A 14,607-nucleotide genomic window follows, 5' to 3' on the forward strand; every position below is an offset into this window, starting at 1 on the left:
GGGGGGCTGGGTACTGGGTACTGGGTATTTGAAATTGAGATATTAACCTAGTACCTAGTACCCAGTACCTAGCACCCTAATTCCTCGAAACCCTCTTCTTTAGTTCGTCTACAGAAATATTAATCTGCCGGCCTACTTGTTTGCCATTGCGGTAGCAGATGAATTTTACGTTTGCTACGTCTTTTGGGAGGGTATAGGGAGTTGTGTACACTTTGCAGCTAGTATCCGGATTGCTTTCATCGATAGAAAAATAGACGGTCATGTCAGGAATTTCTTTATTTACCACAAGCGCCAGATTGCCCTGCTCGTCGTATTTCGAGCTAATAATAGGGTCGTACATGGCTTTACTATAACGTATGCCGGCATTATCCAGCCTATTAAAATGATTCTCTACACGGTTAATGAAGTCTGGCCAGTTTTTCCGGTCTTTTGGTGACCAAACGGATTCTGCAATTGCCATCGCCCTGGGCCATAACATATATTGTACATTACTAAACCGCTGAATCTGCTCGGTCCAGAGATTTGCTTGTCCACCGAGGATGAATTTTGGATCAACATTTTCTGGCAATGGGTCAAACTGGTATGCTTTATTTAAACGTAAGCCTGCATAAACAGGCGGTTCTGCTGTTTTTTCTCCCTGGTAATAGTCAAGATAAGCGAAATCGGTGGGCGACATAACAACTGTATGATTCGCTTTTGCTGCTGCAATACCGCCTTTCATACCTCTCCAGCTCATTACAGATGCTCCGGGGGCTAAACCGCCCTCCAGTATTTCATCCCAGCCCATCATTTTCTTTCCTTTTGAGCTGATAATTTTCTCCACGCGTTTTACAAAATAGCTTTGTACCGCGTCCATATCTTTCAGGTTCTCTCTTTGCATGAGGGCCTTAATTTCATCGCTTTTTTCCCAGAAGTTTTTGGCTGTTTCATCACCACCCATATGGATATATTCAAAAGGGAATAGTTGGGCTATTTCTGTGAAAACTTTATCGAGGAGCGTGTATACTTTTTCATTGGCAGGGGAAAGGTTATTGTCTTTGAGCGCATAAAAATGAGCCCCCGCTGGCCATTCCATAAATTTTTCACCAGCGTTTACCCAATAGGTTGTTCCCGGAGTAGCTGAAAGGTCTGGGAAGCTAGCCAGCATGGCCATGCTATGACCTGGGATATCAATTTCAGGTAAAATATTTACAAAGCGATCTTTCGCATATTGTACCAATTCTTTGATATCCTCATGGGTATAAAATCCGCCATAGGTTTTGGGTTCATCAGGGGAAGGATCTTTACTATTGGCCCATTTTCCTTCTCTCAAAACACGCCAGGCACCAATATCAGTTAGTTGGGGCAACGATTTAATCTGAATACGCCATCCCTGGTCATCTGTCAAATGAAGGTGCAGAAGATTGTATTTGTACTGCACCATTTCATCTATAAATTGTTTTACTTCCTGTTTGGTGAAGAAATGGCGGCTGACATCAAACATCAATCCTCGCCATCCAAACCTTGGTTTGTCTAAAATGTTCACCACGGGAACGGTCCAGTTAGCAGCTTTTGTTACTGGTAATAATTGAAAAAAAGTTTGTGTGCCATAGAATAATCCAGCGGGGTTATTGGCACTTATGATAATATTTTTTGGGGTGATGGTTAGTCTGTATCCTTCAGTACCCAATGCAGTGTCGGTATTGCGTAAAAGTTGAAATTTGAAATCACTGTTTGATACTGATTCTTTCAGGTTAGTACCGGTTTCAGTTAAGAGTCTTGCTGCAAACTGTTTAACGATTGGCAATGCTCTGTCATCATCAGCGTGCACGGTCATATTTCTAGTTAATACCAGTTGTCCATTTCCTGGAATCACTGAACTGGGATTTGGAATAATATGAATCTCGTTTTTTTGTTGAGCAAGAGATTCAAATACTGGCATTACTAACAGGAGGGATGCAATCAATCTTTTCATGACACTGGTTTGAAATGGGAAGATACGGAAAGTAGGGAAGTAGGGAAGAGTCCGGAAGTCTGAAGTCCGATAGTCCGAAAGATATAGGTTGGTAAGAAAGGTAATGATTTAGAAAAAGTAGCAATAGATGAAAACCGGTAAATCCAATATTAGTTCAACGATTTTCAAACTGTTCATCTTCCGGACATCCTGACGAAGGATGGACCCACTTCGGACTATCGGACTTCGGACTTTCGGACTCCCCCAAAAAAAAGCCCGGTAGCATAACTACCGGGCTCACATAAAAATCACACAAAATATTAATAACGATAATGATCAGCTTTAAACGGACCTACTTTAGAAATACCTAAGTAAGCAGCTTGCTCATCGGTAAGTTCATCCAGTTCTGCACCAACTTTCGCAAGGTGTAAACGGGCAACTTTCTCATCGAGGTGTTTAGGCAGTACGTATACTTTATTCTCGTAGTTTTTAAAGTTGGTCCACAATTCAATCTGAGCCAGTGTTTGGTTTGAGAATGAATTACTCATTACAAATGAAGGGTGACCAGTAGCACAACCCAGGTTAACCAGGCGGCCTTCTGCAAGGATGATCACGTCTTTACCATCGATATTGTACAGGTCAACCTGTGGTTTGATGGTATCTTTTGTATGACCGTAATTATTGTTCAACCATGCGATATCGATTTCAATATCGAAGTGACCGATATTACATACGATCGCTTTGTCTTTCATTAAACGGAAATGCTTTTCAGTAAGCAGATCACGACAACCTGAAGCAGTAACAACGATATCCGCTTCTTTAACAGCGTCAACCATTTTCTTTACTTCAAAGCCATCCATTGCTGCCTGTAAAGCACAGATAGGATCGATTTCGGTAACGATAACGCGACATCCTGCACCACGTAATGATAAAGCAGAACCTTTACCCACATCACCATAACCACCTACAACGGCTACTTTACCTGCCATCATAACATCTGTAGCACGACGGATCGCATCTACCAGCGATTCCTGACAACCGTATTTGTTATCGAATTTCGATTTAGTTACTGAATCGTTTACGTTGATTGCAGGAATAGGTAAAGTACCTTTTGCCATACGCTCATATAAACGGTGTACACCAGTAGTTGTTTCTTCTGATAAACCTTTGATATGCTGAACCAATTCAGGGTATTTATCGAAAACCATATTGGTAAGGTCACCACCATCATCAAGGATCATATTCAATGGACGATCAGCGCCACCAAAGAATAAAGTTTGTTCAATACACCAGTCTGCTTCTTCGAGTGTTTGTCCTTTCCAGGCAAAAACACCCACACCTGCAGCAGCAATAGCGGCAGCAGCCTGATCCTGTGTAGAGAAGATATTACAAGAGCTCCATTTTACTTCAGCACCCAGGGCAACCAGGGTTTCAATTAAAACGGCTGTTTGGATGGTCATGTGTAAGCAACCGGCAATACGGGCGCCTTTCAGGGGTTGGGTAGCACCATATTCTGCACGGAGCGACATCAAACCGGGCATTTCTGCTTCGGCAAGACGAATTTCTTTACGGCCCCAGTCTGCAAGACTGATATCGGCCACCTTATACTTCAAACTGAAATCGATGGAAGAGGTTAAATTTGACATTTTAGTGTTTTTATGAAGTGCAAATCTATATTTATAGTTGAATATTCTGAATTAATTAATAATTTTAGTAGATATTTATATAAAATATCTATTTTGTAGCATAAATAACCTAAAATCAATGGCAAAAACACGTTCCATAGCCGAATCCACTACAATTGGTTTGCAGTTAGATGAAAAGGATCTGGCCATTCTCCGGATTTTACAGCAAAATGCACGCGCAACCGTGAAGGAAATTGCCGATAAAGTTTTGCTAAGTACAACACCAGTTCACGAAAGGATTAAAAGAATGGAAGAGCAGGGTGTGATTCGTCAATACGCAACACTATTGGATCATGCCAAAGTGAAAAAAGGGCTGATGGTTATTTGTTATGTATCCCTGAAACAGCATAATCGTAATGCTGGGGAGCGATTTATCAGGAGTATACTTGAAATGAATGAAGTAATTGAGTGTTATAATATTTCCGGTGAGTTTGATTTCATGTTAAAAGTAGTTGCCGAGAATATGGATGGCTACTATAATTTTCACGTAAATAAACTCAGTCAGGCAGAGAACCTGGGACATGTACAAAGTGTGTTTGTTATGGGGGTGATTAAGCAAACACATGTGCTGGTACATTAGTCTTTATAGAACTTAACCTTCAATTACTTCAAACAGTTAATTCCACAACGTACCATCCAACCCTACAACTGTACCCAGCCATAAAGCAATCAAGTGTCCTATAATTCCCAAAATGACGAGCAGGGATTTATTCCATTTTTGTTCATGCCCGAATTTTAGTAGAAAATGGTAACAAAGACCGGCACCGGCTCCAGCCAGTGGAACGATAATTAAAGGCCTGATCATCCAAAATTTAGACCAGCTTGTGTCTGATGTGGCATTCAGTAAGAAAAAACTGATCAGTAAGAGCCCAAGTGTGGCTCCAATTAACATCTTTTTTGATAGTGAATTTCGGTTCATCGTTATAGTATTTTAAGTATAAAATTCTTTTTTAAAAGCACTTTGAGATTCAAAGTAATTGCAAAATTTTAATCTAGGCAAATTTTTTCTAATTTTTAGGTAAATATTTTTAATGGGAGGTAATCAGGAAATCCATCCTTGCTTTATAGCCAAAGCAATAAGTTCAGCACTGCTTTGTGCATCGTATTTATTCATCAGATTTTTGCGGTGCGTATTTACGGTATGGATACTTAGGAATAGGGCAGTAGCAATTTCTCCTGAGCTTTTTCCTGCTGCAATCAGATTCAGAATTTCGATTTCCCTTTTTCCGGGTGGGGTGAGTTTTACGATGGGTTGATGATTTTTATAAAATCTTTCCAATGCCAATTTTACGGCCACTTTTAATTGTGCAGGAACAAATGGTTTCAGCAGATAAGCTTCGAAAGCGGTTTCTGCAGCCATGTTTAAAGTGGTTTCGTCTGCATAAGCTGTCAGATATAGAAAGGGTACCGCATCGATTGCCGTAATAGCTTTGGCTGTTTCTATACCATTGAGTTTGCCTTTAATTTGTATATCGCAAATTACCAGATGCGGTTTCTGTTCTTTAAACATGTCAAGGGCTGCGGAAGAACGATCGGCTATTCCTACCACCTCATATCCTTCAGATTCAAGCACTGCTGCAATATTCTCTGCAACAATCAATTCATCTTCAATAATCAATATCTTCTTTTGTGCAGTCATCATATAGCATTAACGGGCATAGTTGAAAGAAATATTAAACACTGCACCTTTTGAATTTGATATATCCATTTTTGCATCTAATTGCTGTACAAAAGTACGAATCAGTTTTAAACCGAAAGAACTAGGAGAAACGGATGACAGGTTAATCCCTTTGCCGTTGTCGCTAACAATAAGAGATAATACCTGTTCTTTTTTATCTTCGTTTAGCTCTATGGTTAATTGAGGTTTTTCAACTTGTTGAAATGCATGCTTAAATGCATTGGTAATTAGTTCATTGATGATAAGTGCTAAGGGAGTGGCCATATCAACATCCATATTCTTTGAGCTGAGTTTGATATTGGTTTGAACGATTGACTCATCGAATCCAAAACTATTGGCGAGCATATTCGATAGGGAAGTAATGTATTCTTCCATATTAATTGCGCGCAGGTTTTCGTCCAGGTACATTTTCTGGTGTAGCAGGCTCATGGCTTCTACACGTGCTTTTCCTTCTTCTACTGCAGATTTGGCGCCGGGATCGGTTAGTTTGAGTGATTGTAAATTAAGTACACTGCCAATTACCTGTAAATTATTTTTAACCCGATGGTGTAATTCACGCATCAGTGTTTCAATTCGTTCATTCTTTTGTGCCAATAATATGGCTGATTGTTTTTTCTGCAGGTAATTACGATATAATACGATCGCCACGATCGTTAATAGTATGATTAATGCCACTGAACCCCATAAACGTATATTGGCATCTTTCAATTGAAGATCTTTCAATTCCTTTTCTCTTTTTTCAAGTGCCAGTGCATCTTCTCTTTTACTAATTTCATACTCAGACTGGAGCTTGTTTATTTTCAGCTCTGTTTCCGTGTTAATGACATCGCCCCCCAAAGCAAAATATTCATTTCTGAAACGCTTGGCATTATCCATTTCACCGGTTTCTTCATATACTTTACTCAACAGATAATCTGTATATCTTTTGGTTCCTTTATCAATGCCGCGGGATTGTAGCGCATAACCTTTTAATAAGTATTCTTCCGCTTTGTCATACTTTTTTGTTTTAAGGTAGGCAGAAGCCAGTGCATTGTACACCCTTGTTAAATCAGCAGAGCTATTTGATTTGGCATAGTCTTTAAGCGCCAATTGGAATTGTTCAATTGCAGCAGTATAATTCTCTTTAGCTAATTCAATATTACCCAAATCAATATAGGTAGAGGCCACAGCAAATAAGTTGTTCTGCGTCATGGCCAACTGCAATCGGCGATTACTATACAATAATGCAGAATCATATTCCTTGAGTGCAACAAAGCAGCTTGAAATATTTCCAAGCACAGATAGTTTCACTGTCGGCTGTGTTATATAAGATTGGAGGGAATAGGCTTTTGTATAATAATCTAAACTCTCGCTGGTTTTGTTTAGAGCAAGATAGGTGTTTCCCGCAGAGAGATACCAACTGGCCAATGAAGTATAATCCTTTAAACGTTCTGCTGTTCTGATGGCACGTAATATCTGATCCAATGAGGTTACTTTGTCGCCCAGCATTCTTGAAGCGGCTGACATAGCAGCTAATGCTCTTTGCTTACTTACTTCATCCTTTGTTTGTTCGGAAAGATCATAAGCTGTTTCATAGTCGGCACTGGCTTTCTCAGCATCTTTTTGCTGCATATAAATATTACCTCTGGTCAGATAGGCGCCTACCATAAAACGGGGCTCCAGGTTTGCTTTTTTACTGGCTTCTATAGACTCATTGGCAAATGACAATGCTTTGTCATATTCCCTTGAACGCATATAATTCGGCACCATGTTCATAGCTGCCCCGGCAATACCCCTGGCATAATTATTTTTTGATGCCAATTGGTAGCTCAAAGAATCGAGCTGATACGCAAGTAAAGGCTCATTTTTTCTGCGGTACATACTTGCCAGACCAATCATAGCATCTGCCTGACCATTTTCATTATTCGTTGTCTTGTAAATAGTGAGAGCCTCCTGGGTATAAGCCATTGCCTGATCTGGAAGCCTGAGAAACTCCATTCTAGCAAGCTGTAATAAAATAGCCGCCCTAGGTTCGCCCTTTGAAATTTTGAGCTGGTCGTATAATGCAGACGTGTTCTCTGTCCCAGGACCCTGAGCATTGGATTCTAAACAAAAACACCATATGAAAAACAACAAAAGAAACCTCATGTAAAAAACCTTCGTTTTAGGATGTAATATAAGACAGTCTCCATATTTACGAACGAATGTTTAACGTAGTTTTTAGATTCCGATAGCATATTCGAGAAAACCTTTATTTATGGTCCATAGTCCATGGTCCATGGGCTGTCCTCTACCAGGATTGACCAGAGATATGTAATTTTTTTTCGGTTTGTGTGATGAGCCATTTGCCGAAGAGTCCGCCAAATAGTCTTACAAACAGGTAATAGATACCAGCCAGTTTAAAACCAGCTCTATTTAGCATATACTTAAAAATAAGGTCAGTTTCTTTTCGGGATAAGGGAATTTCGGATTTGAACTGATAAAAAACATCATGAAACATGGAACTGAAATAGGTGATGGGTAGTGTGGTGTTTTCATCAAATCGTCCATCAGGTGTACCCCATGTTATATCAATCCATTCCCATTTTGGTGAGCAACCATCCCATGCATAACCATTTTGATTTGTCCCTTTTAGAATGATTTTCCCATCCTCTTGAATACATAACCATTCATTCTCAAAATACCTGTTCTTAATATTAGTCAGGATGAATTCATCTTTACGATGAACAAACTTATAAACTTTGCCAGGGATTGTGGATGATACAACCATCGCTTTTGTTTTTAAATGATTGCAAAGCAGATGGGGGAGTCTGGTGCTATGTCCAAATTAGATTCTTTTAAGGAAATTTGCAATAGTAGCTGATTCGTTTCTTTTCTACGCTACCAACATTTCGCAGTCAAATTTCCCAGGATAGTAATACATTGTTTTAAACGCTAGTCGGAAATAAAGTATTCCATGATATAGTCGTCCATTACGAAACCGTTGCCAATATCAAGTATATATTCCTTCTCTATCGTAAATCCCATTTTGGTATAAAAATCTTTTGCCTTGTTGGCTTTATTAACCTGCAGAAATAAGCGGTTATGTTTTTTTAACCTGGTATAGTTGATGGCTTGTTCAAGTAAGGCCTTACCTGCCCCCGTTTTTTGAATAGCAGGCAGTACATATAGTTTGTTGAGTTTACAGCCTTCACTGCCTTCCTCTGAAACAGAAGCGAAACCGACGGCTGTTCCATTAAACTCAGCAATGTAAAATGCATGTCCCTTTTCCATTTGATCCAGTAATGCCTCATCATTATAAATTAAGTTTAGCATATAGCTGATTTGCTCATTGGAAATTATTTCACCATAAGCTTCAGGCCAGGTTGCTTCGGCTAATTGTCTGATTAATCCAATATCAGCTATTGTAGCAGCTCTGATAAATAAGGGTTGAGACATGCTTATTTAGTTTGTTTTTTTCGGGGGAATATTTTTTTGTTGAGCCAATGGGCAAGGTAAGCACTCCCGATGCCTGTAGCCGCACCCATCAAAACATCAGTGGGATAGTGTTGACCGAGGTATAATCTCGAATAAGCAACACCAGTGCTCCATAAATAAGCAGGTACGGTAATATACCATTTTTTATATTGAATAGATAAAGAAGCGGCAGCCGCAAAACTCACTGAAACATGACCAGAAGGGAAGGAGTACCCCTGATCTGGTTTATCTGGGTAAATATCATTGTACTTAACAGCAGGTCGTTCTCTTTTTACCAGTTGTTTAAAGATAGTAGCAGAAGCCGCACTAATAAAAATACTTCCACCTATTTCAATGGCTTTTTGTTTAGTATCTGTATCCTTGTTTAAAAGTGCCGCTGTCATTAAACCAACAGGGATCGCCACACTCAAAGGTTTGGCGGTTGTAGAAAATGCTTTCCAGGTGCCACTATTGGGTTGTTGTGGGTTGATGTTCCGTAGCAGGTTTAATTCCCAACCTGATTGCGCAATGCAAAATTGAAATGGTATAACCATTATGCTTATCCAGCGTATTGTGCAAAAGATGGTTTTTGATCTACTTTTCATCAATTTTTCAATTTCATAAATTGAATATAGTGTAATGATGTAGCCACAGATTCACAGATTATTTGTTTAAAAAATCTGTGAATCTGTGGCTACATCACGTTGTTTGAAAGGTTCTGTCAATTGTTCAATATAACTAACTAGCTTAAAGCGTTTTCAAACTTTCTTCGATATTATTGATCCTTGCTTCCGCATCTGCGAGTTTTTTACGCTCCAATTCAACAACTTCAGTTTTTGCATTTTGTACAAAACGCTCATTGCTTAATTTTTTCAGCACACTATCACGGAAGTTTTTTTGGTAATCAAGGTCCTTTAATAATTCTGCTTTTAAAGCAGTTGTATCCAATTGCTTTTCTGTTTCGATAAAGAATTTGTCTTTTTCTACAGCTACCACAATCATATTTGAAGTGGCTGCTGTTTCGAAATCTATCAGCTCGGTATTGGCTTGCTTGGATAAAATGCTGATGATATTTCTATAAGGAACTTGATCCGCTGTTTCAATATGAAGCTTGATAGGATCCTTTGGTTTAATCTGGTTTTTGTTTCTGGCATCACGTAATGCGGAAATCACTTTTTTCAATAATTCACCAGCTTCAAGAATGTCGGAATTAATAGTGCCAACAGCAGACTGCTGTTTTACACAGAGGTTTATATCCTGTTCTTTTAAAAGCTGATAAATTTCTTCGCTTATGAACGGCATGAAAGGATGCAGTAATTGCATCATTTCTTCAAAATATGCAACGGTTTTCTTGTATACTGTGGCATCAACAGGCTGTTCAAAACCAGGTTTTGCCCATTCCAGGTACCAGCTACAGAAATCATCCCATATAAGAGAGTAAAGGGTTTTTAATGCCTCACTTAATCTGAACTGCTGCATTAGAACTTCTATTTCCTGCTTAGCCTGGTTCAGGCGCGACTCAAACCAACTCGTTGCAAATGTTTCCTGTGCTTCTTGCGAATCAGTAGCCACACGAGACTCCCAGCTTTTTACAAGCTTAAGTGCGTTCCAAAGTTTGTTATTGAAATTTCTTCCTTGTTCTAATGAGCTTTCATCAAAGAGAATATCGTTACCAGCGGGAGAGGAGATCATGATGCCAAAGCGAACAGCATCAGCGCCATACTGGTCAATCAGTGCAAGCAAATCTGGGGAGTTGCCCAGACTTTTGCTCATCTTTCTTCCCTGCTTATCCCTTACAATACCTGTAAAGTATACATTTTTGAAAGGAATATCTTTCATGTATTGCTCACCTGCCATAATCATTCGGGCAACCCAGAAAAAGATGATTTCCGGAGCAGTTACCAATGTGTTGGTAGGGTAATAATATTTCACTTCAACATTTCCCGGATCAGACAATCCTTTAAACACTTCAAAAGGCCATAACCAACTGGAGAACCAGGTATCCAGGCAATCATCATCCTGACGGAGATCGTCAATAGTGAGTTGTGGATGTTGAGTAGTGAGTTGAGCCAACGCTTCTTCCTTTGTAGCGGCAACGGCAAAACTTCCATCTGGTGCATACCAGGCTGGAATCCGATGTCCCCACCACAACTGACGACTTATGCACCAATCCTTGATATTCTCCATCCAGTGCCTGTAGAGGTTTTTGAACTTTGCAGGATGGAACTGAATATCATCATCCATAACCACTTTGAGGGCTGGTTCAGCAAGTTCTTTCATACTAACCCACCATTGAAGGCTTAACCTTGGTTCTACAACGGCATCTGTTCTTTCACTGAAACCTACCTGATTGGTATAGTCTTCTATTTTAACAATATGTCCTTTTGTTTCAAGTTCAGGAACTATTTTTTTACGAACCTCAAAGCGATCTTCTCCAATATATAATTGGGCGGCTTCACTTAATGTTCCGTCATCATTCATTGTGTCGATTACTTCAAGCTGGTATTTTTGTCCCAACTGGTAATCGTTCATATCATGCGCGGGGGTAACTTTTAATGCGCCCGTTCCAAAATCTGTAGTAACATAATCATCGGCGATAATTGGTATGCGACGACCTATTAAAGGAACAATGGCTTCTTTGCCATGTAAATGTTTATATCGCTCATCATCCGGATTTACACATATGGCAGTATCACCTAAAATAGTTTCCGGGCGAACAGTTGCGATAGTGATAAATTCATCTGTATCTGCAATTTGGTAGCGTATATAGTAAAGCTTGCTTTGTACTTCTTTATAAATTACCTCCTCATCACTCAAAGCTGTTTTGGCTTTTACATCCCAGTTAATCATGCGCTTACCGCGATAGATCAACCCTTTATTGTAGAGATCTATAAAAACGGAAATAACTGAGCGGTAATAGTCTTCATCCATGGTGAAGGAAGTACGGTTCCAATCAAGACTGCACCCCATTTTCTTCAATTGCTGTAAGATGATTCCACCATATTTTTCTTTCCATTCCCATGCGTAGGAAAGAAATTCATCTCTGCCTAATGAAGATTTAGCAATTCCTCTTTCACGGAGCATGGCTACCACTTTAGCTTCAGTTGCAATGGAAGCATGATCGGTTCCGGGAACCCAACATGCATTTTTACCTTGCATACGGGCACGGCGTACAAGAATATCCTGAATGGTATTGTTCAGGCAATGGCCCATGTGTAATACTCCGGTTACATTGGGAGGAGGTATCACAACAGTAAATGATTCGCGATGGTCGGGGGTACTGTTAAAATAACCTTTATCTAACCAATGCTGGTACCATTTGGCTTCAATATCACCTGGTGTATAGTTTTTGCTCAATTCCATTCCTGATCTTGTTTTAAAATCTGTTGCTTTTCGTTAGGGTTTTACGGGTTGCAAACTTACGAAAAACCGGGGGCAGATCGGATTGGATATAAAAAAACCACGTTATACGTGGTTGGAAATCATTTATATGAGTGCGGTTTTACCAAATATGCACTATTTCACTCCATTCAAGTAATGAAACAGCACTGGGTATTGAGGTATTCTTGTAGGCTTTTTCTTCCATATCTTCTTGCCCAACCACTAATGCAGTGGCCAATGCCTCTTTTTTCTGAATACTCATAGAAGTGCAACAACTGGCTATTTTTTTTGTCTTACTTAAAACACGGATCTGGTTACTTGTACAACTGGTAAAAGCAATTAGCAGGCAGATCAGCATAATGTTTTTCATATCAGTTATTTTCTGGTGCAAAACTAATCCCGGATTTAATAATGTCAGGTTAATCTCTGTTAATTATACCTAACGATCATTAAGGTTTTAGGTTACAACAATTCTCCTCTTTTTTTTATTAGTCATCTATAAATGTGAATTATTACACCGGAAAATGGAATATTTAGTTTTTTTCTATTCAGACAACATGATATACCCGGTTAAAACTTTTGGTAATTAATACGAATCAAGGGTTGAAGGGGCCTGGTATATGGCTTATAGCAATGTACTATTGACTATGGTCTATGGACTATACGCCAAATCCCTCAACCCTTGATTAATATTTATAACTAATTAATAGTCAGTTCTTTAAGTAATTGGGTAAAGGGGCCTTAGGATCTTCCTTTCCATTCCAGGTATGAAATAACGACTACAACAATAAGTACAAGTGCTACAATAGTAGCATTACGGGCGTTTTCACTCAGGTGAAAATGAGGTTTTGTGTTAGACATGGCAAGCAGTTTAGGTACGTAAAATGGTTTTACGGTCTTTCAACGGATATCTTACATCGGGAAAGCGAAACCTGTCTGACTTTTATTTCCGGGGCTGGGGGTAAAAATTCTTTGTTTGTAAGATATGCGATTATTCCCGAATTTACAAGCCTTATTTATGCAATTTGCGATAGTAGACATAGAAACTACGGGAGGGTTCCCGGAACAACATGGCATGACAGAAATTGCCATTGTATTGCATAATGGAACGGAGGTTGAGGGGCGATATGAGACGCTGGTTAACCCACATCAGCCTATTCCTCCTTATATAGCCAATATGACCGGTATTTCGGATAAAATGGTTGCTGCTGCACCATCTTTTGAAGAAGTGGCACCGCATATTTTTAACTTGCTTAAAGACAGGATATTTGTTGCACATAATGTCAATTTCGACTATTCTTTTGTTAAGTATCATTTGCAGAAAGCTGGTTATCAATTAAATACATCTAAGCTATGCACCATTCGGCTGGCCAGAAAGGTATTTCCAGGTTTTAGAAAATACGGACTTGGACATCTATGCCGTGAGTTGAATATTACCATTACCAACCGCCACCGAGCAGGTGGCGACGCAATTGCTACGGCTCAAATCCTGGATCTTGTTTTGCAGAATAATGGCTTGCGTTTGATTAAAGAGTTATTGAAAAGAGATAACCATAACCAAACCCTGCCTGCTCATTTACCAGAAACTCAGGTTAAGGATCTGCCACAGTTACCCGGCGTTTATTACTTCCACGACCAGAAAGACAAAGTGATTTATGTGGGGAAAGCAAAAAACCTTAAAAAAAGGGTACTGAGTCATTTTACAGGACTTGACACAAGCAAAAAAAGACAGGAATTATTACGTACGGTCTACCGGATCTCGCATGTGGAATGTCCAACGGAGTTCATTGCCTCACTCTTTGAAAGCGTGGAAATAAAAAGACTCTGGCCGGCACATAATAAAAGTCAAAAACGTTTTGAGCAGGTATGGGGAATTTATGTATTCGAAGATAACAGGGGATACCAGCGTTTGGCCATCGACAAAAAAAGAAAATACCTGAAGCCTATTTTATCATTTGCACTGTTGGCTGATGCTCATCGAATGTTATGGAAACTGGTTAAGACATTTGAATTGAATCCTGCGCTTTGTTTTCTTGACCTTACCCCACAAAATGAATGGCCTGAAGTAGCTGAATATAATGATAAAGTTGCTGAAGCAATTCAATGGACCACCGAACAAAAAGAAACTTTTATCATTCGCGATAAATCTGCCTGTGTACTGGTTGAAAATGGAGTATTCTATGGAATGGGTACCCCTGAAAGTGCTATTCAAATAGAAGCCATTGACTTATTAAAAGAACAGCTCACCACTTACCCTGAAAATGAAGCTATTCGTTCCATGATACGCAATTTTACAGAGAGGTATCCGGCGAAAGTGATTAGGATTGCGTAGGGAGACCGAAAGTCCGGAGTCGGAAAGTCCGGGAGTCCACAAGACTCATTTTTTACAAACAGAATACTATTTATCGCAAAACTCTCATTCTTCCGGACTTTCGGACTTCCGGACTTCGGACTCATCTCCCGGACTCATCTCTCGAACTTCAAGACTCTTATCC

At 39.5% G+C, this 14,607-nt stretch carries 12 protein-coding genes; 2 read left to right on the forward strand and 10 right to left on the reverse strand.

Annotated elements, in window-relative coordinates; all coding sequences use genetic code 11:
- Positions 1 to 76: 76 nt before the first annotated feature.
- Both ACH30E_RS12865 and ahcY read right to left on the reverse strand, forming a co-directional pair.
- Positions 77 to 1,954 carry a beta-N-acetylhexosaminidase gene (locus ACH30E_RS12865; RefSeq protein ID WP_490825135.1) on the reverse strand — a complete coding sequence of 626 codons (1,878 nt, stop codon included), beginning with the start codon at positions 1,952 to 1,954 and terminating at the stop codon, positions 77 to 79.
- A gap of 299 nt (positions 1,955 to 2,253) precedes the next feature.
- On the reverse strand, positions 2,254 to 3,579 hold the full coding sequence (ahcY, locus tag ACH30E_RS12870; protein ID WP_294992182.1) for an adenosylhomocysteinase: 1,326 nt from the start codon (positions 3,577 to 3,579) through the stop codon (positions 2,254 to 2,256).
- Positions 3,580 to 3,697: 118 nt separating this feature from the next.
- Between ahcY and ACH30E_RS12875 the strand changes: the two genes are divergently transcribed.
- A complete protein-coding gene (locus tag ACH30E_RS12875) occupies positions 3,698 to 4,198 on the forward strand; it encodes an Lrp/AsnC family transcriptional regulator (protein WP_490825136.1) in 501 nt (166 codons plus the stop codon).
- A gap of 36 nt (positions 4,199 to 4,234) precedes the next feature.
- On the opposite strand, the gene ACH30E_RS12880 is transcribed toward ACH30E_RS12875, so the two are convergent.
- From ACH30E_RS12880 to ACH30E_RS12915, 8 genes are all read right to left on the reverse strand, one after another.
- Positions 4,235 to 4,537: a hypothetical protein gene (locus ACH30E_RS12880; protein ID WP_490825137.1), complete on the reverse strand. Its 303-nt coding sequence runs from the start codon at positions 4,535 to 4,537 to the stop codon at positions 4,235 to 4,237.
- Positions 4,538 to 4,660: 123 nt separating this feature from the next.
- Positions 4,661 to 5,260, reverse strand: coding sequence for a response regulator (locus ACH30E_RS12885; protein WP_490847347.1), 600 nt, complete (start codon positions 5,258 to 5,260; stop codon positions 4,661 to 4,663).
- 6 nt (positions 5,261 to 5,266) lie between these two features.
- On the reverse strand, positions 5,267 to 7,273 hold the full coding sequence (locus ACH30E_RS12890; RefSeq protein WP_490825139.1) for a tetratricopeptide repeat-containing sensor histidine kinase: 2,007 nt from the start codon (positions 7,271 to 7,273) through the stop codon (positions 5,267 to 5,269).
- A gap of 292 nt (positions 7,274 to 7,565) precedes the next feature.
- A complete protein-coding gene (locus ACH30E_RS12895; RefSeq protein ID WP_490825140.1) occupies positions 7,566 to 8,045 on the reverse strand; it encodes a hypothetical protein in 480 nt (159 codons plus the stop codon).
- A 164-nt stretch (positions 8,046 to 8,209) separates the two neighbouring features.
- Positions 8,210 to 8,713, reverse strand: a complete 504-nt coding sequence (locus tag ACH30E_RS12900; protein ID WP_490825141.1) for a GNAT family N-acetyltransferase — start codon at positions 8,711 to 8,713, stop codon at positions 8,210 to 8,212.
- Between the two features lie 2 nt (positions 8,714 to 8,715).
- Positions 8,716 to 9,336, reverse strand: coding sequence for a phosphatase PAP2 family protein (locus ACH30E_RS12905; protein ID WP_294992162.1), 621 nt, complete (start codon positions 9,334 to 9,336; stop codon positions 8,716 to 8,718).
- A 142-nt stretch (positions 9,337 to 9,478) separates the two neighbouring features.
- Entirely contained in the window at positions 9,479 to 12,094 is a 2,616-nt protein-coding gene (locus tag ACH30E_RS12910; RefSeq protein WP_490825142.1) for a valine--tRNA ligase, read from the reverse strand.
- A gap of 139 nt (positions 12,095 to 12,233) precedes the next feature.
- Complete coding sequence (locus ACH30E_RS12915) at positions 12,234 to 12,482, reverse strand: hypothetical protein (RefSeq protein WP_294992156.1); 249 nt, start codon at positions 12,480 to 12,482, stop codon at positions 12,234 to 12,236.
- A gap of 648 nt (positions 12,483 to 13,130) precedes the next feature.
- Here ACH30E_RS12915 and ACH30E_RS12920 point away from each other — a divergent pair.
- A complete protein-coding gene (locus ACH30E_RS12920; RefSeq protein ID WP_490825143.1) occupies positions 13,131 to 14,444 on the forward strand; it encodes an exonuclease domain-containing protein in 1,314 nt (437 codons plus the stop codon).
- Positions 14,445 to 14,607 lie beyond the last annotated feature (163 nt).

The sequence above is a fragment of the Sediminibacterium sp. FW305-C-61 genome, assembly GCF_058231065.1.

Coding starts and splice junctions, on each gene's coding strand:
- ACH30E_RS12910 (WP_490825142.1), bottom strand. CDS start 12,094: ATGGAATTGAGCAAAAACTATACACCAGGTGATATTGAAGCCAAATGG.
- ACH30E_RS12915 (WP_294992156.1), bottom strand. CDS start 12,482: ATGAAAAACATTATGCTGATCTGCCTGCTAATTGCTTTTACCAGTTGT.
- ACH30E_RS12865 (WP_490825135.1), bottom strand. CDS start 1,954: ATGAAAAGATTGATTGCATCCCTCCTGTTAGTAATGCCAGTATTTGAA.
- ahcY (WP_294992182.1), bottom strand. CDS start 3,579: ATGTCAAATTTAACCTCTTCCATCGATTTCAGTTTGAAGTATAAGGTG.
- ACH30E_RS12895 (WP_490825140.1), bottom strand. CDS start 8,045: ATGGTTGTATCATCCACAATCCCTGGCAAAGTTTATAAGTTTGTTCAT.
- ACH30E_RS12900 (WP_490825141.1), bottom strand. CDS start 8,713: ATGTCTCAACCCTTATTTATCAGAGCTGCTACAATAGCTGATATTGGA.
- ACH30E_RS12890 (WP_490825139.1), bottom strand. CDS start 7,273: ATGGAGTTTCTCAGGCTTCCAGATCAGGCAATGGCTTATACCCAGGAG.
- ACH30E_RS12875 (WP_490825136.1), top strand. CDS start 3,698: ATGGCAAAAACACGTTCCATAGCCGAATCCACTACAATTGGTTTGCAG.
- ACH30E_RS12920 (WP_490825143.1), top strand. CDS start 13,131: ATGCAATTTGCGATAGTAGACATAGAAACTACGGGAGGGTTCCCGGAA.
- ACH30E_RS12885 (WP_490847347.1), bottom strand. CDS start 5,260: ATGATGACTGCACAAAAGAAGATATTGATTATTGAAGATGAATTGATT.
- ACH30E_RS12880 (WP_490825137.1), bottom strand. CDS start 4,537: ATGAACCGAAATTCACTATCAAAAAAGATGTTAATTGGAGCCACACTT.
- ACH30E_RS12905 (WP_294992162.1), bottom strand. CDS start 9,336: ATGAAAAGTAGATCAAAAACCATCTTTTGCACAATACGCTGGATAAGC.